General features: G+C 37.9%; 23 protein-coding genes. 15 read left to right on the forward strand and 8 right to left on the reverse strand.

All coding sequences use genetic code 11. The features are described from left to right. Nucleotides 1-137 precede the first annotated feature (137 nt). The 9 genes from LGQ90_RS07305 to LGQ90_RS07345 all read left to right on the forward strand — a co-directional run bounded on the left by LGQ90_RS07305 (nucleotide 138) and on the right by LGQ90_RS07345 (nucleotide 7194). The gene (locus LGQ90_RS07305) at nucleotides 138-1532 is read left to right on the forward strand and encodes an anthranilate synthase component I family protein (protein ID WP_229339663.1); all 1395 of its coding nucleotides are present in this window, start codon (nucleotides 138-140) and stop codon (nucleotides 1530-1532) included. 10 nt (nucleotides 1533-1542) lie between these two features. After that, nucleotides 1543-2166, forward strand: coding sequence for an anthranilate synthase component II (locus LGQ90_RS07310; protein WP_229340065.1), 624 nt, complete (start codon nucleotides 1543-1545; stop codon nucleotides 2164-2166). Nucleotides 2167-2278: 112 nt separating this feature from the next. Beyond that, nucleotides 2279-3283: an anthranilate phosphoribosyltransferase gene (trpD, locus tag LGQ90_RS07315; RefSeq protein ID WP_229339665.1), complete on the forward strand. Its 1005-nt coding sequence runs from the start codon at nucleotides 2279-2281 to the stop codon at nucleotides 3281-3283. Continuing rightward, nucleotides 3280-4068 (forward strand): indole-3-glycerol phosphate synthase TrpC, encoded by a 789-nt coding sequence (trpC, locus tag LGQ90_RS07320; protein WP_229339667.1) that lies wholly within the window; start codon nucleotides 3280-3282, stop codon nucleotides 4066-4068. Before trpD ends, trpC begins: the two co-directional genes overlap by 4 nt. Beyond that, nucleotides 4069-4782: a phosphoribosylanthranilate isomerase gene (locus tag LGQ90_RS07325; RefSeq protein ID WP_229339669.1), complete on the forward strand. Its 714-nt coding sequence runs from the start codon at nucleotides 4069-4071 to the stop codon at nucleotides 4780-4782. It begins immediately after the preceding gene. A 1-nt stretch (nucleotide 4783) separates the two neighbouring features. Then, complete coding sequence (gene trpB / locus LGQ90_RS07330; RefSeq protein WP_229339671.1) at nucleotides 4784-5965, forward strand: tryptophan synthase subunit beta; 1182 nt, start codon at nucleotides 4784-4786, stop codon at nucleotides 5963-5965. 105 nt (nucleotides 5966-6070) lie between these two features. Then, nucleotides 6071-6841: a tryptophan synthase subunit alpha gene (gene trpA / locus LGQ90_RS07335; RefSeq protein ID WP_229339673.1), complete on the forward strand. Its 771-nt coding sequence runs from the start codon at nucleotides 6071-6073 to the stop codon at nucleotides 6839-6841. Between the two features lie 71 nt (nucleotides 6842-6912). Next, complete coding sequence (locus LGQ90_RS07340; protein ID WP_229339675.1) at nucleotides 6913-7056, forward strand: hypothetical protein; 144 nt, start codon at nucleotides 6913-6915, stop codon at nucleotides 7054-7056. Nucleotides 7057-7059: 3 nt separating this feature from the next. Further along, nucleotides 7060-7194 carry a 30S ribosomal protein THX gene (locus LGQ90_RS07345; protein ID WP_011710535.1) on the forward strand — a complete coding sequence of 45 codons (135 nt, stop codon included), beginning with the start codon at nucleotides 7060-7062 and terminating at the stop codon, nucleotides 7192-7194. A 6-nt stretch (nucleotides 7195-7200) separates the two neighbouring features. On the opposite strand, the gene LGQ90_RS07350 is transcribed toward LGQ90_RS07345, so the two are convergent. From LGQ90_RS07350 to LGQ90_RS07365, 4 genes are all read right to left on the reverse strand, one after another. Further along, nucleotides 7201-7866 (reverse strand): uracil-DNA glycosylase family protein, encoded by a 666-nt coding sequence (locus LGQ90_RS07350; RefSeq protein ID WP_229339677.1) that lies wholly within the window; start codon nucleotides 7864-7866, stop codon nucleotides 7201-7203. A 43-nt stretch (nucleotides 7867-7909) separates the two neighbouring features. Continuing rightward, nucleotides 7910-8671, reverse strand: a complete 762-nt coding sequence (gene yaaA, locus LGQ90_RS07355) for a peroxide stress protein YaaA (RefSeq protein ID WP_229339679.1) — start codon at nucleotides 8669-8671, stop codon at nucleotides 7910-7912. Between the two features lie 98 nt (nucleotides 8672-8769). Further along, complete coding sequence (locus tag LGQ90_RS07360; protein ID WP_229339681.1) at nucleotides 8770-9828, reverse strand: RluA family pseudouridine synthase; 1059 nt, start codon at nucleotides 9826-9828, stop codon at nucleotides 8770-8772. Further along, complete coding sequence (locus LGQ90_RS07365; RefSeq protein ID WP_229339682.1) at nucleotides 9818-10441, reverse strand: PASTA domain-containing protein; 624 nt, start codon at nucleotides 10439-10441, stop codon at nucleotides 9818-9820. Before LGQ90_RS07365 ends, LGQ90_RS07360 begins: the two co-directional genes overlap by 11 nt. A gap of 101 nt (nucleotides 10442-10542) precedes the next feature. Between LGQ90_RS07365 and LGQ90_RS07370 the strand changes: the two genes are divergently transcribed. Then, complete coding sequence (locus LGQ90_RS07370; RefSeq protein ID WP_229339684.1) at nucleotides 10543-11523, forward strand: D-alanine--D-alanine ligase; 981 nt, start codon at nucleotides 10543-10545, stop codon at nucleotides 11521-11523. 47 nt (nucleotides 11524-11570) lie between these two features. Next, a complete protein-coding gene (gene coaD, locus LGQ90_RS07375) occupies nucleotides 11571-12026 on the forward strand; it encodes a pantetheine-phosphate adenylyltransferase (protein WP_229339686.1) in 456 nt (151 codons plus the stop codon). 67 nt (nucleotides 12027-12093) lie between these two features. On the opposite strand, the gene LGQ90_RS07380 is transcribed toward coaD, so the two are convergent. Both LGQ90_RS07380 and LGQ90_RS07385 read right to left on the reverse strand, forming a co-directional pair. Beyond that, nucleotides 12094-14379, reverse strand: a complete 2286-nt coding sequence (locus LGQ90_RS07380; protein ID WP_229339688.1) for a TonB-dependent receptor family protein — start codon at nucleotides 14377-14379, stop codon at nucleotides 12094-12096. A gap of 7 nt (nucleotides 14380-14386) precedes the next feature. Continuing rightward, complete coding sequence (locus LGQ90_RS07385; RefSeq protein WP_229339690.1) at nucleotides 14387-15679, reverse strand: PQQ-dependent sugar dehydrogenase; 1293 nt, start codon at nucleotides 15677-15679, stop codon at nucleotides 14387-14389. A 253-nt stretch (nucleotides 15680-15932) separates the two neighbouring features. On the opposite strand from LGQ90_RS07385, the gene LGQ90_RS07390 reads away from it, so the two are divergent. Next, nucleotides 15933-17684 carry a M14 family metallopeptidase gene (locus LGQ90_RS07390; RefSeq protein ID WP_229339692.1) on the forward strand — a complete coding sequence of 584 codons (1752 nt, stop codon included), beginning with the start codon at nucleotides 15933-15935 and terminating at the stop codon, nucleotides 17682-17684. Here the strand turns inward: LGQ90_RS07390 and LGQ90_RS07395 are convergent. Further along, nucleotides 17652-18275 carry an NUDIX hydrolase gene (locus tag LGQ90_RS07395; protein WP_229339694.1) on the reverse strand — a complete coding sequence of 208 codons (624 nt, stop codon included), beginning with the start codon at nucleotides 18273-18275 and terminating at the stop codon, nucleotides 17652-17654. The genes LGQ90_RS07390 and LGQ90_RS07395 overlap by 33 nt on opposite strands. Before the next feature lie 8 nt (nucleotides 18276-18283). Here LGQ90_RS07395 and pyrE point away from each other — a divergent pair, with 8 nt between their 5' ends. Further along, nucleotides 18284-18925 carry an orotate phosphoribosyltransferase gene (pyrE, locus tag LGQ90_RS07400; protein ID WP_229339696.1) on the forward strand — a complete coding sequence of 214 codons (642 nt, stop codon included), beginning with the start codon at nucleotides 18284-18286 and terminating at the stop codon, nucleotides 18923-18925. Nucleotide 18926: 1 nt separating this feature from the next. After that, complete coding sequence (locus tag LGQ90_RS07405) at nucleotides 18927-19319, forward strand: SRPBCC family protein (protein WP_229339698.1); 393 nt, start codon at nucleotides 18927-18929, stop codon at nucleotides 19317-19319. A gap of 53 nt (nucleotides 19320-19372) precedes the next feature. Here the strand turns inward: LGQ90_RS07405 and LGQ90_RS07410 are convergent, their stop codons facing one another. After that, entirely contained in the window at nucleotides 19373-20104 is a 732-nt protein-coding gene (locus LGQ90_RS07410; RefSeq protein ID WP_229339700.1) for a biotin--[acetyl-CoA-carboxylase] ligase, read from the reverse strand. 92 nt (nucleotides 20105-20196) lie between these two features. On the opposite strand from LGQ90_RS07410, the gene rsfS reads away from it, so the two are divergent. Next, a complete protein-coding gene (rsfS, locus tag LGQ90_RS07415) occupies nucleotides 20197-20568 on the forward strand; it encodes a ribosome silencing factor (protein ID WP_089666629.1) in 372 nt (123 codons plus the stop codon). Nucleotides 20569-20571: the final 3 nt, after the last annotated feature.

Genomic DNA, 20571 nt, shown 5'->3' on the forward strand with positions numbered 1-20571 from the left:
GTTTAAAATAAATAAAAATAACTGGTGGTGGAATAACTTACGTCAAACTTCGTGAGCTAAACTGCTATTTCCATTATAGAAATTACAAAGGCTTGTCTCACGACAAGCCTTTTTTTATTACAAAAAATCAACATTCAATGTTTGAATTAAATACAAAATATAAGAAGATCCTCGCCGATACTATTACCCCGGTCAGCATCTACCTGAAATTAAGGGATAAGTACCCCAACAGTTTATTGCTGGAAAGTAGTGACTATCATGCAAGTGACAATAGTTTCTCCTATATCTGTTTTAACCCGATCGCTTCCTTTAAATTAGAAAATGAGGTTATTACCACTACATTTCCAGATGGAGGTATGGATTCAACAAATATTGATTCATCAGTTTCTGTACCTAAGGAAATTCAGAGATTCTCTCAGATGTTCAAGGCAGATTCATCTGATTTCAAGTTCATCAATAATGGTCTTTTTGGATATATTGCCTATGATTCGGTTCGATATTTTGAAAATGTCGAGGTAACCAGAAAAGAGAAAGATCTTAAGATCCCTGATATTTATTACGCAGTATATCAAAATATTATTGCCATAAATCATTTCAAGAACGAAGCCTATATTTTTGATCATTCTTATAATTCTGAAGGTAAGATTGAAGAAATTGAGCAACTATTAAAAGTAAAGAACTTCGCTTCTTATAATTTCACCCGAAATGACGATCCAGAATCGAATTTGACCGATGGTGAATATAAGGCCATGGTAGATTCAGCGAAAGATCATTGCCACAGAGGAGATGTTTTTCAGCTAGTACTTTCCCGAAGATTCTCTCAAAAATTTAAGGGAGACGAATTCAATGTGTATCGCGCTCTAAGGAATGTGAATCCATCTCCATACCTCTTCTATTTTGACTACGGAAACTTTAAAATATTTGGAAGTTCTCCCGAAGCACAATTGGTGGTAAATAAAGGTAGAGCTGAAATTCATCCAATTGCCGGTACATTTAAAAGAACCGGGGATGATGAAAAAGATGCTGAAATCGCCAAGGAATTAGCGGTGGATGAAAAAGAGAATTCTGAGCATGTGATGCTGGTAGATCTTGCTCGGAACGACCTTAGCCGAAACGGAAGTGATGTGAAAGTTGAGAATTATAGACAAATTCAGTTCTTCTCTCATGTGATTCATCTGGTAAGCAAAGTCACCGGAAAAAAAGATCCAAATGTTTCTACTCCTCAAATTGTAGCCGACACTTTCCCGGCAGGAACCTTAAGTGGAGCACCTAAACCCATGGCTTTAAAACTGATCGAGAAATTCGAGAATGTAAATAGAAGTGCTTACGGTGGAGCCATTGGATTTATGGATTTTGAAGGAAATTTTAATCATGCCATCATCATCAGGTCTTTCGTAAGTAAAAATCATGAACTACATTATCAGGCCGGAGCTGGAATTGTCTCCGAATCCAAGCCAGAAAATGAACTACAGGAAGTGTATAATAAATTGGGAGCTTTGACTAAAGCCCTTGAAATTGCTGAAGAAATATAAAATGAAAGAGATAAAGAAAATACTGGTAATTGATAATTACGATTCTTTCGTATACAATTTGGTTCATTATCTGGAAGAACTTGACTGCAAAGTAGTGGTTAGACGTAATGACCAATTACATATTGATGATCCCGAGGAATACGACAAGATCCTATTATCACCAGGACCGGGTATTCCTGACGAAGCAGGACTTCTAAAACCAATTATTGAAAAATACGCGGCTACAAAAAGTATCTTTGGAGTTTGTTTGGGAATGCAGGCGATTGGGGAGGTTTTCGGAGGAAAATTATTGAATCTTGACGAGGTATATCACGGTGTAGCCACAAAGATCAATCTATTTGTGGAAGATGAATATATCTTTAATGGTCTCGACAATGAATTAATGGTAGGAAGATATCACTCCTGGGTAGTTGAGAAGGCCTTACCTCCTGCTCTTCAAGCCACCAGTTATGATGAAAAGGGGGAGATCATGTCCCTGAGACATAAAGAATTTGATGTTCGCGGGGTTCAGTTTCATCCTGAATCTGTACTAACTCCTGAAGGAAAGAGAATGATCAGGAATTGGGTGGATGGTCCTGATTTACATAATTCGAAAAAAGAGGAAGTTTCAAAATCGGAAAAACCAATTCATTAAAATTGCTAAAATCGTCAAGCTGAACTTGTTTCAGCATCTCTAAAGATCCTGAAATCAAAGATTCAACGAAGTTAAACAAGTTCAGGATGACGAATCAGAAGATATTATAAAAATGAAAGAATTATTAAACCGGCTTATAAGTCACGAGACCATAAGCACTGAAGAGGCTAAACAGGTTATTTTCAATATTTCGGAAGGAAAATATAATGAAACTCAGATCGCCGCTTTTCTCACCGTTTATATGATGAGAAGTATTACTATTGAAGAATTAGAAGGTTTCAGGGATGCTTTACTGGAATTATGTATAAAAGTTGATCTTTCTGCCTACGAAGCTGTGGATCTCTGCGGAACCGGTGGCGATGGGAAAGACACTTTCAATATTTCCACGACCTCATCATTTGTAACTGCTGGCTCCGGAGTAAAGGTTGCCAAACATGGTAATTACGGAGTCTCATCTGTAAGCGGTAGCTCCAATGTTATGGAATACCTCGGCATCAAATTCAGCAGTGATGCCGGCTTTTTGGAAAAATGTATAGATAAAGCCAATATTTGTATTCTGCATGCTCCTTTATTTCACCCGGCGATGAAAAATGTGGCTCCGGTAAGAAAAAGTCTTGCGGTAAAGACTTTCTTTAATATGCTCGGACCTATGGTGAATCCGGCGTTTCCAAAGAATCAACTGGTTGGAGTCTTCAGTCTGGAACTGGCTCGTATGTATGCCTATTTATACCAGAACACCGATAAGAATTATACTATTTTGCATGCCCTGGATGGTTATGATGAAATCTCGCTTACCGGAGAAACCAAGAGTATAAGTAATAATTCAGAAAGAGTATTAAAAGCTTCAGATTTTGGAGTTTCAGAATTAAAACAATCAGAAATTGCAGGTGGTGGTTCTATTGAAAGTTCTGCAGAGATCTTAACCAATATTCTAAAAGGAAAAGGGTCTCAAGCTCAGAATAATGTGGTTTGTGCGAATGCGGGAATGGCCATTGCGACATCAAGAAATTTAAGTCCTCAGGATGGTTTTCAGATGGCAAAGGAATCTTTAGAGTCTGGAAAAGCCTTTGAGAGTTTCAAAAAATTACAGGAATTAAGTCAAAATGGAATTAAATGAATATCCTCGATAAGATTATAGCAGATAAATTCAAAGAAGTTGAGTTAAAAAAATCACTGATTCCGGTTTCACAACTGGAGAATTCGGTTCTATTCAACAGGAAATGTATTTCTCTTGCTGAAAATTTAAAAAAGGGTTCCGGTATTATTGCAGAACATAAAAGGAGATCACCTTCAAAAGATGTGATAAATCAGAGTCTGAATGTCCAGGATGTAGTGAAGGGATATGAAAAGGCTGAAGTTTCAGGAATCTCAGTACTCACCGACGGGAAATATTTCGGTGGTTCTTTAGAAGACCTTCTGCACGCGAGGGCTTCAGTTACAACTCCAATCCTTAGGAAGGAATTTATGATAGATGAATATCAGGTAACCGAAGCAAAAGCCTACGGTGCAGATGCCATTCTTTTGATCGCCGCGGTTTTAACTGAGAAACAATTGATTTATCTTGCAGATTCAGCAAAAAATCTGGGGATGGATGTACTGCTGGAAATTCATAACGAAGAGGAATTGCAGAAATCTTTAAAGGTGAACGCAGATATGATCGGGGTGAATAACCGCAATCTGAAGACTTTCGAGGTAAGTATTGATAATTCAAAAAATCTGGCCAGACTTATTCCGAATGAATTTGTAAAAGTTTCAGAAAGTGGAATTAGCAATACCGGGGCGATTGCAGATCTGAAAAATTACGGATATCAGGGATTTTTGATTGGGGAAAATTTTATGAAGACGAATAACCCGGGTGTTGCAGCAAAAGCATTTATTAAAGAATTAAAATCTATCGTATAAATGGATCTAGAAAAGATGAAAGAAAAATCTATGGTTACTTCGGCTTCAGGACAAAGTTCAGGATTGAGTTTAAAAGTCTGCGGAATGCAAAATTCGGGAAATATGATGCAGGTGGCAGAATTACAACCAGATTATCTGGGCCTCATCTTTTATGATAAATCTCCCCGATATTTTGACGGAGAACTTCCTGAAATTGCTCCGGAAATTAAAAAAGCTGGTGTATTTGTAAATGCCAAAATTCAGCACATTACAGAGAAAGTTCAAAAATATAATTTGAATGCAGTTCAGCTACACGGCGAAGAATCAGCAGCTTATGCAAAAGATCTAAAAACTGAACTTCAGAGAGCTGGCTTTACTCCTGAAATAATTAAAGTATTTTCTGTTGGAGATGCTTATGATTTCCAGGAAATAAAACCTTTTGAAGGTATAGTGGATTACTTTCTTTTCGACACTAAAGGAAAACTTCGTGGAGGAAATGGAACCGAATTCGACTGGAAACTATTAGAAGATTATCCTTCTAATACACCATTCTTTTTAAGTGGCGGTATTGGCCCTGAACATGGAAGAGCTATCGCAGAATTAAAAAGTCATTTTTACAGAAAAGGTAAACCGGGATTGCTTTATGCTGTGGATGTGAACAGCAAATTTGAATTAAAACCCGGCTTAAAAAAATTAAAGGAATTGAAAGATTTCAAATCTCAGATAAACTTATAAGATGAGCTATCAGGTTGATGAAAAAGGATATTACGGTGAATTTGGCGGCGCCTATATTCCCGAAATGCTTTATCCAAACGTGGAGGAATTGCGTTCGCGCTACTTGGATATTATGAAAGAAGAATCTTTTCAAAAGGAATTCAAGGAACTACTGAGAGAATATGTAGGTCGCCCTACTCCACTCTATTACGCGAAGAGATTTAGTGAAAAGTACGGCACTAAGGTTTATTTGAAACGTGAAGACCTTTGTCATACCGGAGCCCACAAAGTGAACAATACCGTCGGGCAGATCCTGATGGCGCAAAAACTGGGTAAAAATCGCATCATTGCGGAAACCGGAGCAGGCCAGCACGGTGTAGCTACGGCCACTGTTTGCGCACTTATGGGTATGGAATGCATCGTTTACATGGGAGAGATCGATATAGACAGACAGGCACCTAATGTGGCCCGGATGAAAATGCTTGGGGCAAAAGTAGTCCCTGCAAAATCGGGAAGCCGTACGCTAAAAGATGCCACCAATGAAGCTATTCGGGACTGGATCAATAATCCCGTAGACACTCATTATATAATTGGATCTGTAGTTGGACCTCACCCTTATCCGGATATGGTAGCCAGATTCCAGGCGGTTATTTCGGAAGAGATCAAAGTTCAGCTTAGAGAAAAAGAAGGTAAGGAAGATCCTGATTTTGTTGTGGCCTGTGTGGGTGGAGGAAGTAATGCCGCCGGTGCTTACTACCATTATCTTGATAATCCTGCTGTTGGAATAATTGCGGTGGAAGCTGCCGGAAAAGGAATCGATTCAGGTGAAAGTGCGGCTACTTCTGCTCTTGGAAAAGCCGGAATTATCCACGGAAGTAAAACCTTGTTAATGCAAACCGGGGATGGACAAATTACCGAGCCTTATTCCATTTCTGCAGGATTGGATTATCCCGGAGTTGGCCCTATGCACGCGAACCTTTTTACCAGCGGAAGAGGTGAATTTATAAGTATCACTGATGAAGCCGCGATGAAAGCCGGGCTTGAACTGGCCAAACTGGAAGGGATTATCCCTGCTATAGAAACTTCTCACGCCCTGGCAATTTTTGAAACCAGGAAATTTAAAGAAGATGACGTGGTGGTGATTAATCTTTCAGGTCGCGGAGATAAAGACCTGAATACTTATATCGAATATTTTAATTTATAATTTGCAGTCATTGCAATAACGATAAATATCGGGAGAAGAAATCTCATGCTTTATTATATGAGATTGCTTCGGGCATCGCCCTCGCAATGACAGAAAATGAAAAAAATGAACAGAATTAATCAAAAACTGCAGGAAGATCATAAACTGCTATCTATATATTTTACTGCCGGATATCCCGATTTTGAGGATACTGAAAAGATCATTGTAGATCTGGAAAGGAGCGGAGTCGATTTTATTGAAATCGGCCTCCCCTTTAGTGATCCTTTGGCTGACGGACCGACTATCCAGGAGAGTTCTACCAAAGCCTTAAAAAAGGGAATGACTACCTCCAAATTATTCAAGCAACTGGAAGGCATCAGAGAAAAGGTTGACATCCCTTTGATCATAATGGGTTATTTTAATCCTATCCTTCAATTTGGAGTAGAGGAATTCTGTAAAAAATGCCAGGAAACAGGTATCGATGGACTTATCATTCCTGATCTTCCGGTAGATGTTTACCATGAGAAATATCAGAAATTATTTGAAGCATATGGATTAAGAAACATCTTTTTAATTACTCCGCAGACTTCAGATGAACGAATAAGATTTATCGATTCGGTTTCTAAAGGGTTTATCTATATGGTAAGCAGTGCCAGTGTGACTGGTTCTACCAGCGGATTTGGAGAAGAGACTAAAGCCTATTTTAAAAGGATTAATGATCTTCGGCTTAAAAATCCACAAATCGTCGGCTTCGGAATTAAGGATAAAGAAACTTTTGACCAGGCCACTCAATATGCAAAAGGAGCGATTATAGGAAGTGCATTTATAAAACATCTGAATGAAAATGGAACCTCAAATATTAGTTCATTCATCCAAAATGTTAAAGCTTTAACCTAATTGTAACAGCTTATTAGCAGCTTTTAAGACCAGTTCTGCTTATCTTAGATTAAATCTTAAAACTTAAAGTTATGGGTGGACCAATTGAAGATAAACACAAAGGAAGAACTAAAGAGCAAAAGAATCCTACGAATCCTACCGGTAATAGGAATGAAAAAACCAACAAGGTAGATATCGACGAAAAAACCATTAAAGATCAACAGAACAAAAAATAGTTCATGGGTAGAGGCGATAAAAAAACAAAAAGAGGAAAAATTGCTATAGGTACTAGTGGTAAGCTTAGACCTAAACGTAAAAAATTTAAAATAAAGCCAACCACGCTAGCCAATCAAGATAAGAAAGAATTGCAATAAAATGAATTAGAAAAATTCTTTATACTGAAGAACCCTGAAATCAAGAGTATTGAATTCAGGGTTTTTCTTTTTTATGTCTTTATATAACTGTGAACTTCCTACGGCAATATTAGCTGCTCCTGAAGGAGCTATCAAAGAAACAGTTTTAATAAGTCTGCCATCAAGCAAAAACTGATGAATTCTTGGAGATTTATTTGAGATAATTTTTAGCCTAATATCATGTTCTGATTCCTTCAGGTATTTTCTAAAGAAATATTCAGGTCCATTTTTCGAATTTCCCCCGGTAAAAAGCAAGGTATCTACTTTAGGATTTTCCCTTAGAATAGCGATCATGTCACGTAATTTTACTTTTTGCATTCCCAGATCTGAGGCATCTATCTTTTCCCTTCTGCTACTCTCCACCACATCACAAATCCCAATTCCTCTTTCTATAAGGAATTCTTTTCGCTGCTGAATGGCTTGCTGAGTATTTTCAAATTTTAGATCAAGATCGAAAATTCTATTCAGGATTATCCATAACTGTCCATCACGACTGCCATAACAAAAATCCACATCATCTTCTTTAAACTCTCTTTTGGTAAATCGCGGAGGTGGCAGCGTACCTACAATAAGCTTGGTAGCTGTGTCAGGAATAAATGGCGGGTATGGATGTTTGTGGTGAAAAAGTTCCAAATCAAATAGCTTTTAGCTCAAAGCATTACGCTTAAAGCTTTATTTATCTTATAAAAGTTGGTTCATTTTCTTTTTCGGTATGTTCCTCGCTAAATCGATAACCATCATAATCAAAACCTTTTACATCATCCAAAGTTTTACAATCCTTGTCGATAATATAACGCACCATAGAACCACGCGCCTTTTTAGCAAAGAAACTGATGATCTTCAGTTTTCCGTTTTTGAAATCCTTGAAAACCGCAGAAATCACGGGAACTTTTAATTTCTTTGTATCTACGGCCTTGAAATATTCATTACTGGCTAGGTTTAGAAAAAGCTCGTCATCTTTCAGCTCCTCATTAAGATATCCGGTAACTTTCTTCTGCCAAACTTCATAAAGATCCTTGTTCCTTTCTATCCCGATAGAGGTTCCCATTTCCAGTCGGTAAGGCTGAATTAGATCCAGAGGCCTCAGGATCCCATACATCCCGGAAAGGATTCTCAATGTATCCTGAATTTTATCAATTTTGTCTGTAGGAATAGTATATGCATCCAGACCCGTATAAACATCTCCGTTGAAAGCATACATGGCGGGACGGGAATTCTTCTTATCATGTTCTTCCTCAAATTCCTGATATCGGGTGTAGTTGAGATCAGCAAGTTTATCACTGATGCTCATTAAGTCTGAGATCTGCTTTTTACTTTGTCTGGAAAGTTTTCGGTTCAACTTGGAAGCTGTTTCCAGAAATTCTGGTTGAGTTCCCCTGGTTGTGGGTAATTTTGATTCATAATCCAGCGTTTTCGCCGGAGAAACAACAATTTTCATTTCTTTTCGGTTAATTTTCTACCAAAGATAACCTATCAGTTGAAAATCTGAAAAATCCCTGAAATTTGTTTCCTATGAATCTATAGAAGTGCCTTATGCTAAAGATCTTCCAGTTGATTTTTAGCATAGCCACGCCACTTTTCAATACAATCTACCATATCCTGTGGAATATCAGAATTAAAGCTCATCCATTCCTTCGTAACAGGATGTGTAAAGCCTAAGGTTTTTGCATGTAAAGCCTGTCTTGGAAGTATTTTAAAACAATTATCTACAAACTGCTTATATTTTGTAAAAGTGGTTCCTTTCAGGATCCTGTCTCCTCCGTATCGTTCGTCATTAAAAAGCGTATGCCCAATATACTTCATATGAACACGGATCTGGTGCGTTCTTCCTGTTTCCAGTTTACAGGCCACCAGCGTTACATAACCCAGACGTTCGATCACTTTATAATGCGTCACTGCAGGCTTACCATTTTCGGCATCATCTCCTTCAAAAACTATATTTTGAAGTCTGTTCCTAGGATTTCTCCCAATATTTCCTTCAATAGTCCCCTCTTCTTCTGCTACATTACCCCAAACAATCGCCACATATTCCCGTTCGCTGGTTTTATCGAAGAATTGTTTGGAAAGGTGTGCCATAGCTTCTTCCGTTTTTGCAATCACAAGAAGTCCGCTGGTATCTTTATCTATTCGATGTACTAAACCGGGACGGTCACTGCTGTTATTTGGAAGGTTATCAAAATGATGTACCAGGGCATTAATAAGCGTTCCGCTATAGTTACCGTGACCGGGATGTACCACCATTCCGGCAGGTTTATTCACCACCAGTAAGGTATCGTCCTCATAAACTATATCCAGGGGCATATCTTCAGGCACCAGCAAATATTCATAAGGTGGATGTTCAAACATCACCTGCACGGTGTCGCCGCCTTTCACCTTATAATTCTGTTTAACGGTTTCGCCGTTGACATAAATATTTCCACTTTTGGCTGCTTTCTGAATTTTATTTCGAGTAGCATTTTCAATGAAATTCATCAGATATTTATCTACTCTTAGTGGGTTCTGCCCTACTTCGGCTACAAATTTATGATGCTCATAGAGACTTTCGTCCTGCCCTTCATCTTCAATCTCTTCCCGTTGATCTTTATTAGAATTCATCTATTTCGCTTTCGGTTTCGCTCTCAACATCAAGAGTATCTTCTTCGGTTTCTCTGTATCTTCCACTGCCATCACCAAGCACAAGGTCTATTACAGAAGTTTTCATCAATTTATCTCCAGGCTCAATTAATCTACCTTTATTTCTTAGTTCAAGTACAGCATCTTCAGCGATATCTGGCTTATAACTAACCTCTCCAATTTCAAATCCGAGAGATCTTAAGGTAGGTTCCACCTGTCTTCTGGTCTTTCTAATAAGATTGTTGGGAACTTCAATTTTTCTATATCCTGAAGGATTCAATGTCAGGTAGATCTTGCGGTCTTCCTTTACAAATTTTCCCGGTGCAGGAACCTGATCTATTACAGAGTACCTGGGAAAATCGGGATTAAAATTAGCCGAATCTAATACCTCATATTTAAGATCCATTTCGGCCAGCTGGTCTTCCACATTATCCAAATTCATCTTTGCAAGATCGGGAACTTCAATTCTTTGATCCTGGTTCGTAGAATAATCAAGCCATTGCATCGTTAAGAACGATATAATAATTAACACAATAACTGCAAGCACTAGTTGAATTAAAAAGGTCTTGCTGAATATAAATCGAAATAATCCCATAGTTTTTAGATAATGGGCAAAGATATAAAACCCATTGGTTTTGGTGACTGCCCTTTTAAGTGATATTTTTGTTTAACGACATCTAACCGGATATATTGAATATGAAGAAAAAAATTGCCATTGCCATGGGCGGGTATTCAAGTGAATATCGCATCTCCATTAACAGCGGAAATATTGTCTACAAACACCTGGACCGCGATCTTTACGAACCTTACCGGGTTCATATTTTAAAAGGAGAATGGTTTGTGGTGGCAAAAGATGACACCCCTTATCCTATCAATAAGAGCAATTTTACGGTTAAGATGAACGACAAAGTCATAAAATTTGATTGTGTTTTCAATACCATCCATGGAACTCCCGGCGAAAATGGGCTTCTACAGGCCTATCTGGAGTTGATCGGCATCCCTCAAACCAGCTGTGATTATTACCAGTCGGCACTTACCTTTAATAAAAGAGACCTTATAAGTGTGCTACGACCTTATGGAGTAAAAGCTGCCACGAATTATTTTCTGAATAAAGACGAGGAGATCAATACTACTGAAATAGTGAATAAAGTTGGTCTACCCTGTTTTGTAAAAGCGAACCGTGCCGGAAGTAGTTTTGGGGTTACTAAGGTAAAAACCGAAGAGGAGATCATCGATGCCGCTAAAACTGCATTTACGGAAGATGATGAGGCTATAATTGAGTCTTTTCTGGACGGAACTGAAGTTTCTGTTGGGGTGATCACTTACAAAGGAGAGATAATCGCTTTACCCGTGACTGAAATTATACCTGAAGGAGAATTCTTTGATTATGCCGCTAAATATCTTGGTAAATCGCAGGAGATAACTCCCGCGAGAATTTCTGAAGAAGACACAAAGAAAGTGCAGGATATTGCAGTTATGATCTATAAAAAACTAAAAATGAAAGGTTTTTCGAGATCAGAATTTATTTTCCATGATGGCGAACCTCACTTTATCGAGATGAACACGAACCCGGGGATTAGCCAGGCCAGTATTTTACCTCAACAGGCTGAAAAGGCAGGTATAAGTCTAAAAGACCTCTTTGGAAGCGCTATTGAAGCCGCTCTGAACCAGAAGTGATAATTTCTGATTATCTTTTGCATTTATAACCAATCAAAAACCGATTGATGAAAAAAGCAGTTTTTCCTGGATCTTTCGATCCGCTTACTCTGGGACATACAGATATTATTGACCGTGCTTTACCATTATTTGATGAGATAATTCTAGCCATAGGAACCAATTCCAGCAAGAAATACATGTTCAGCCTTGAAGACCGACTTCACTTTCTAAAAGAAACCTACAAGGATGAACCCAAAGTAAAAGTGGAAACTTATAAAGGACTTACCGTTGATTTCTGTAAATCTCAAAATGCCGGATTTATTCTTCGTGGACTAAGAAACGGCCAGGATCTTGAATTTGAAAAAGCTATTGGTCAGACCAACTATAAAATGGCCGGTATTGAAAGTGTTTTTCTTATCTCTAGTTCTGGAAAAGCCCATATTTCTTCTACCGTGGTTCGGGATGTGATGCATCACAACGGCAATTATGAGTTTATGGTGCCTGATGTGGTTAGGAAAAAGTAAATATTTAAACGTCATCCTGAACTTGATTCAGGATCTCTAGAGATTCCTCACTATGTTCGGAATGACACTAAAAATCAAAATCGAAAGAAAGCCCGCCAAAATAATTCCTGGGATTTCCGGGATAATAATATCGAGGCGCTGAACCACCAAAACCAACTGCATTGGTAACTATACTCGCCGCATATTGTTCATTTAAAATATTGTTGATCCCAAAATTGAACTCAAGATCAAGACTTTGAGAAATATCCCAGTTGTAATTCAGCTTTAGATTTAGAAGTTCGTAAGGATCTGTATATCCTGAATTGTCATCATTCAGGGCCATTTTTCCAAAGGCCTGAAAATTGACATTTGCAGTAAATTCTTTTAATCCGATCTCTACTCCAGGTGAAACCATATGTTCGGGCACTCCAGGAATTGTATTTCCGGAATAATTCTCTCCCTGATCTACGAACTTATCAAATTCAAAAAAGTTAAAATTCGAATTTAGAAATAATTTTAATTGAAGACTTTCTGAAACCCTGGTTTGATATGCTGAAGTAAATTCAATGCCATTATGATCTGCTTTCCCTGCATTAACTCCTACGTACTGATCCTGACCTACTCTCCTGGCCACTAGAAGATTTCGAATTTGTATAGAATAAAGGTTAAGTTCTGTATAAAGTTTATTATTTAACCAATTTCCCTTAAACCCAATCTCATAATTCCAACCGGTTTCGGTTTTTAGATCGGTATTTATTAGACCTTCCGGGGTTAAAGTTTCCGCAACTGTGGGAGTGGAAAATCCGTGACTGGCAGAAGCATAAAAATTCTTTCCTTGAAAAGCTTCATAACTTAAACCGAGCCTGGGTGATAAAACGGGATCGAAGCTATAATCCCCCGATTGATCATTAGTACCTGAATTAAATCTATCTTCCAGGTCATACGCCGTACTATTAAAATTAAGTCCTGCTTCTAATAATAATCTCGAAGTAAGCTCCATATTCATTTGGGCAAAAACATTTATATAATTCCTGTTCTGCTCATTTAAACTTAGACGATCTCCTTGGATACTTTTTCTTTCCTCAACCTTTTCATAAAGATTTTCAAAGGTTCCGGTTTCGTAAAATTCGAACATGGTTTCCGCGCCAAAACTCAGTTCAGAAGATTTTTCGAAAATTGAGGTTTTATAATTGAATTTTGTTCGGGTTCCAACCGAGCTTCGGTTTTCATCTAAAATATCAAAAGGTCTTGGTTCATAGCCATCCCTGGCATTATAGAAAACGGAAGTTTGATTTTTAAGATCTGAAGAGAAATTATGTTCGTAAGAAATACCGAAAATATTCTTGTCATAAGATTCATATCCCGCTGCCTGATTCCAGGTAAATGCCGCTTTTTCAGGATCATTTCTGAAGTCTTCCTCACTCAATGAACTTGGAATGTAAGCTTTCAAATTTGTATAAGAGAAGAAGAACGACCAGTAATTACCCGATTTATTGAGCAAACCGGCAGAACCCAGCACAGAAACCCTGTCATACTCTCCGTTTTGACGATATCCGTCACTTTGAACCTGATTGTAATTAATAGAAATATCTAGACTGTCTTTTACATATTTAAGATTGGCCCTGGTTTTTCTGGTATTAAAACTACCGTAATTAAATTCAGCAATAACAGACCTTTGATCCCTCAAATTTCTCTCTGTAAAAAGATTAATAGAGCCTCCCAATCCGGCACCAAAAACCGAAGAAACCGGTCCTTTGAATATTTCAATCCTATCCAGATATTCAGGATCAAAATCATCCAGCGTCAATTCGCCCTCTGCGGTGGTAAGTGGAATACCATTTATATAAGCCTTGATTCGATTCGTGCTGTATTGGGACCTGGCTCCAATTCCGCGAATATTGATCTTATTGGTATTAAGCGCACCCTGGCTTACAAAAACCCCCGGGACATAATTGAAATTCTGTACAAGATTGAAATTATCGTTTCGTTTCAGGTCATTTTCAGAAATAAGACTTACCGAAGCGGGGATTTTTCTAATTTCCTGCGGGATATTTGAACTTCTGATCAATACTTCAGAAAGCTGATCGATCTCCTGCTGCAGATAAATTTTAAGCTCCTTTTGATCTTCTTCAAATTTCAGGCTAGCTTGAAGATAGCCGGAAAGACGAAATTCCAGTTCCAAAGGGAATTGAACTGAATCAAAGCCAAATTCACCATTTTCATTAGTGTATTCAATTTCGCCTGTGAGCAGGTTCTTAACCGTGACCTTTTCAATCGCAACGCCTGTTTTGTTATTAAGTACAGTTCCCGTAAATTTCTGAGCAAACAACTTATTACAGGTCAAGATCAGAAAGAGTAAGATTAGTTTTTTCAAATTGAATTTATTCAGCTGAAACCCTCCAGATCACATTCCCGTCGTCATCGTTCACTAATAGCGAACCGTCAGGCAGAGTTGTCACCCCTACAGGTCTTCCATACACCTGGCTGGCATCGTCATCTGCGATAAAGCCGGTAAGAAAATCTTCGGGTTGTTGGGGATTTCCATTCTCGTCGAAAGGTATAAATAAAACCTTATAACCCGAGAAATTTGCCCGATTCCATGATCCGTGCTGACCTACAAATGCTCCATTATGATATTTTTCAGGAAAAGAATCTTTCGTATAAAAAGTAAGTCCGAGTGAGGCGGTATGCGGCCCAACAGAAACATCGGGAACTATAGTTTTCTCAACCATTTCCAGATGAGGATCTTCAGCCCATCTTGGGTCTTTAATATCTCCATAATATGAATAAGGCCAGCCGTACCATCCACCTTCTTCCACACTGGTCACATAGTCTGGAACAAGGTTGTTTCCTATTTTATCTCTTTCATTTACGGCAGCCCATAATTCCCCGGTAATAGGATTCCAGTCTATTCCTACTGGGTTTCTAAGTCCGGCAGCATAAATTTTCTCTCCGGTACCATCAGGATTAATTTCAATGATATTAGCTCTTCGCTCCTCTTTTTCCATTCCATGTTCCCCAACATTGCTGGAACTACCTACGGTTATATAAATTTTATCATTATTTGATCCCGCGATAATATTTCTGGTCCAGTGGTGGTTATAACCACCTGCGGGAAGTTCCAGCACTTTCTCCGGATCCTGATCTATTGTATTCTGACCTTCTTTATAGGGAAAGCGAATTAACGCATCTACATTGGCCACATAGAAATAATCCCCCAGCACCAACATACCGAAGGGCTGGTTTAAATTTTTCAGAAAAGAATAACGCTCATCTGGAACACCATCCCGGTCTTTATCCCTGAACATCGTAATTCGGTTGGCACTTTTCTTAGCATCATTAGATTCAACGACGAAGATGTCATTATTAGGTGCTACATAAGTCCAACGTGGATGTTCCAAATCTTCAGCGAATTTGGTAACCTTAAATCCTTCTGGAGCCTGAGGCATTTTTCCTTCGGGCCACGCCACGATCTTGCTTTCTTTTGTTACCGATTCTGATGAAAATGGTGCCGGTAATTTTATTTTTCCTATGGCAGTTTCAGCATAATCGGGTCCAGCCTGGGCAAGTTTCTCTTTTGTCTGTTCACTTAAATTTTCGTTCGCCTGCCCCATAACATTCAGGGAAATGAATATTGCTCCCGAAAATGCAAGTCCGGTTATTAATTTTTTCATAATCAATTTTTTATAAAAATAGCCTGAAAATTAGATACAGGAAAGGATGTATTAGAGATTAGATTTACTTTAACACTCCAGTTAATCTTATAGAAATAGCAGGTTTTTTAGCTACTCTGGCAGTTTTTAATTAAGTTTACGGCTATATTTTTAGAAAATTTTATGAAATGGGCCCTGAGCAAATTTTGATGTTAACCAATATTATTTTGGGCACATTGCATCTCTACGATAAAAAACAACTAAATATAAATAGATGAAAAAACTGTGGTTGGTATTGGGGATTATGATCAGCCTTTCATCTTGTGATTTTTCTAAGTACAGGCTTATCAAAGATTACGATCTGGAAACCCGATTTGAAAAATCCGGAGGCACAGAAACCGGGACATATAGCGAAGTTATAGAATTTTACCAGGAGCTGGCCAATGCTTACCCAAGTATAATCCTACAGGAATTTGGAGAGACCGATAGCGGTTTACCCCTGCACCTTGCAATATATAATCCTGAAGGGGAATTTGATCTTGAAAAATTAAAAAAATCGCATAGTGTAATGCTAATCAACAATGGCATCCATCCCGGCGAAAGTGATGGAATAGATGCCACGATGATGCTTTTCAGGGATATGGCAGGCGATTCTATAGCCTCCCCAAAAAATACCATTGTTGCAACTATCCCTATTTATAATGTTGGGGGAGCCTTAAACAGGAATTCTGGAACCAGGACCAATCAAAATGGACCAAAAGAATATGGATTTAGAGGAAATGCCAGGAATTATGATCTTAACAGGGATTTCATCAAAGCAGATACCAAGAATGCTCAGACTTTTTATGAGATCTTCCATTATTTGAACCCCGATGTTTTTATAGATAATCATGTTAGCAATGGCGCAGATTATCAATATACCCTTACCCATTTATTTACGCAACATGATAAAATGGGCGGAAATCTTGGAGAGTATTTGCAGAAAAAAATGATGCCTGCCCTTGAAGATTCTCTCAAAGCTAAAGATTGGGATATTACGCCTTATGTAAATGTTTTTAATGAAGTTCCTGAAAATGGATTTTCCCAGTTCATGGACTCCCCTAGATATTCAACTGGATACACCACACTTTGGAATACCCTGGGAATGATGGTGGAAACTCATATGTTAAAACCTTATGACAAAAGAGTTAGAGGAACTTATGAGTTAATGCGTTCTATGATCAAAATTACAGATGCTGAAACTTCAGTTATCAAAGATCTAAGAAACCAGGCCCGTAGAAAATACCTCACAGATCGCAGTTACAATCTCACTTTTGAGGTGGATAAAGAGAATCCCTCCACGAGAGAATTTAAAGGATTTGAAGGAGAAAATTTAACCAGTAAAGTAACGGGACAGGAAAGACTTAAATACAACGAGGATAAACCCTTTACCAAAGAAATTGAGTATTACGACAACTTTAAGGTTACTGAAGAAATTGAAATTCCCCGGGCATATATTATTCCACAGGGATGGTGGCAGGTAATAGATCGTTTAAAAATGAATAATATCGCTATGGAGACTCTGGAAAGAGATACCTTAATAGATGTGGAGGTCTATAAGATTGAAGATTACGAAACATCTGAGACTGCCTTTGAAGGTCATTATTTGCATAAGAACACTAAAGTTTCCAAGTCCACCCAGCAAGTTGAATTCAGAAAAGGGGATTACCTAATCACCACTTTTCAGGATGGAGCGAGATATTTATTGGAAACATTAGAACCAGCGGCGGTAGATTCATTTTTCAACTGGAATTTTTTCGACACGGTACTTCAGCAAAAAGAAGGTTTTTCACCTTATGTATTTGAAGACATTGCGAAGGACCTCCTGGAGAAGGATGCGGAATTAAATAAAGAATTCGAAGATAAAAAGCGCAGGGATTCTGAATTCAGAAATAACTGGTATGCACAGTTAGACTGGATACATAAGCGATCTAATAATTATGAAGAGTCACATCTACGCTACCCGGTCTTCCGACTTCCCCGCTAAGAATTTTTCAGGGAATAGCATTTTTATATTTGCGTAAGACTTTCTCAAGGCTTTCTGGCTTTTCTGAAAATTCTTCCACTTGGCCTTTTTGATACCTTCCTTTACTTCAGGAACCAGCTCACCGTCATATTCGGTATACATTTCGTACCAGTATGTTTCCTTTAACCGAAGTTTTCCTTTTCGTTTAAAAACATGATAAGTACAGGTAATAAAGCGTTTAATTTCCAGGTCCTGCACACCGGTTTCTTCTTCAACTTCACGAATAGCTGAATTCTCTATACTTTCATTTTTTTCGGTTCTCCCTTTTGGAAGATCCCAGCGATTATTACGGTAGATAAAAAGGATTTCTTTTTGAGCATTCATAACCATTCCACCTGCAGCGGTTACTACTTTCATTTTCTTCAGAAGCAACTTCAAAAGTTTTGATTCATCAGGATGATAAAGGTTCACATAATGCAATTTCCCTTTAACGATTTTCCTGATCACTTTTTTAAGCCGAACCGACTTTAAAGGAAAAGATGTGTATTTTTCTCCAATTTCTTTCTGCGTAGAAACAATTATGGGAATATCATTCACAAAAACTTTATACATTTGCAGGTATGATTTTGAATAAAGAAACAGCAAAAAAGACTGCTGAGCTTTTATTGCAAATTAAAGCAATAAAATTAGAACCACAAGAACCTTTTACGTGGGCCAGCGGCTGGAAGTCACCAATATATTGTGATAACAGGATCATTTTGTCCTATCCAATAATCAGAAATTATGTTCGGGAAAACTTCGCCAAGCAAATAGAAGAAAAGTACGGAAAGCCAGACGTCATCGCAGCAGTAGCAACAGGTGCGATAGGAATAGGCATGCTGGTTGCAGAATATTTAAGTCTGCCTTTTGCCTATGTTAGACCGGTACCAAAAGGTCACGGGAGACAAAACCAGATTGAAGGTAACCTGGAAGAAGGCCAGACAGTTGTTGTGATTGAAGATCTTATAAGCACAGGAAATAGCAGTTTGAATGCTGTAAAAGCTTTAAAAGAAGCGGGAGCAAATGTAAAAGGGATGTTCGCTATTTTCACCTACGGTTTTGACACTTCGGTGAAAAATTTTGAAAAGCTGGAAGTAGAACTCCATACGCTTAGCGACTATGAAAATCTTATAGAAACAGCTCAAAATACAAATTATATAAATACTGAAGAAGCAGGCATTCTACGTAAATGGAGAGAAGACCCTGCAAACTGGAAACCATAATATGAAATTAGAAAGTCAAAAAGTAACCGCAGATAGAAGTCAGCAGGAAATGTTCAATTTTCTTACTAACGTGGAGAATTATGAGCAGATAATGCCAGACAGTAAAGAGAAATTTCAAGTAATTTCAGAAGATAGCTTTCTCTTTCAGTTGAAAGGAATGCCTGAAATTAGACTGAAGATCATTGAAACTGATGAACCAAAACTGGTAGTTCTAGGATCAAATTCAGATAAATTTCCTTTTAGATTGAAAACGCACATTGAAGAAAGCGGAGCCGATAAAAGTGAAGTAAATATGGAGTTTGAAGGAGAATTCAATGCCATGATGAGCATGATGATCAAAAGTCCGCTGAAAAAATTTATTACAGCACTTACCGAAAATGTAGGAAAACTGTAAGAAACTAGAATATATTATTAAAAAGCCGAAACGATGTTTCGGCTTTTTTTATTTCAATAAAGTAATTGAATCTCTTTAAGATCGAATGTTTTAAAAACTCCATCCTCGATCTCAAGATTTAATTTTCCTTCGGTAGTTACCCCTCTAATAATCCCGTTGAAATTTCCTTCCTCTTTTGAGGAAAATGAAGACACCACATTCAATCTGAACATATTTTGAGCATACTCTTCCAGAATATCTGTGCTTTTCCTATTAGGTAGTTCATTCAAGTCCATTTCAATTTTATGAACAAGCCGATTTAAAAGTTCATCGAGATCAAAATTTTTACCGGTAATACTTTTAAGTGACCCGGCATTGGGCAAATCATCAAAATTCTCCTGATTCACATTCATGCCAATTCCAATTACACTTGCCACGATCCCCTCAGTCTTTACAATATTTTCAATAAGAATGCCACCAATTTTCTTTTTTGCTGACAGAATGTCGTTAGGCCATTTTATCTTGATATTTGGAATTTCCAAGCCTTGTAAAACTTTTAAAACAGCCAGGGAGATGGTAGCACTTAATAGAAAATACCGGGAAATTTTCAATTTTTTCTGGGGGTACAGAATACTGAATGTGAGGTTTTCTCCTGCTTTGGACAGCCAATTAGAACCGCGCTGCCCCCTTCCCGCTGTTTGGGTAATTGCCCGAACACATACAGGCTCAAAATTGATATTTCCTTCGTAAAATTCCCGAACAAAGGAATTGGTGGAGTCGATGGCATTAACTTTGATTGTACGCATATATAAGTATAAGAGATAAGGCGTTAAAATCTTCTTTAACAATCTCTTTAAAAGAGCAAAAAATGATAAATTTGCGTAAATAAATAAATTTAATGTCGAAAAAGGAAAAAAACAGCGATCAACTTATTGCACATATTATAAAAGGGATAGAGGAAGTTAAAGGTAATGATATTGATATCCTGGACCTTAGAGAAATTGAAAACACAGTTTGTGATTATTTTATTATCTGCAATGGTACTTCAAACACGCAGGTTAACGCCATAGTCAATTCCATACAAAAAACAGTTAGTAAAAACCTGAAAGACAAACCCTGGCATATTGAAGGTAGCGAAAATGCCGAATGGGTGCTTATGGACTACGTAAATGTGGTTGTTCATGTATTCCAGAAGCATATCCGGGAATTTTACGATATTGAGAGCCTATGGGGGGATGCTAAAATTACTTCCATAGAAAGCAGTTATTAAATC

Origin of the sequence: Christiangramia sediminis, from assembly GCF_020552705.1 — a bacterium.
GTDB classification, from domain to species: domain Bacteria; phylum Bacteroidota; class Bacteroidia; order Flavobacteriales; family Flavobacteriaceae; genus Christiangramia; species Christiangramia sediminis.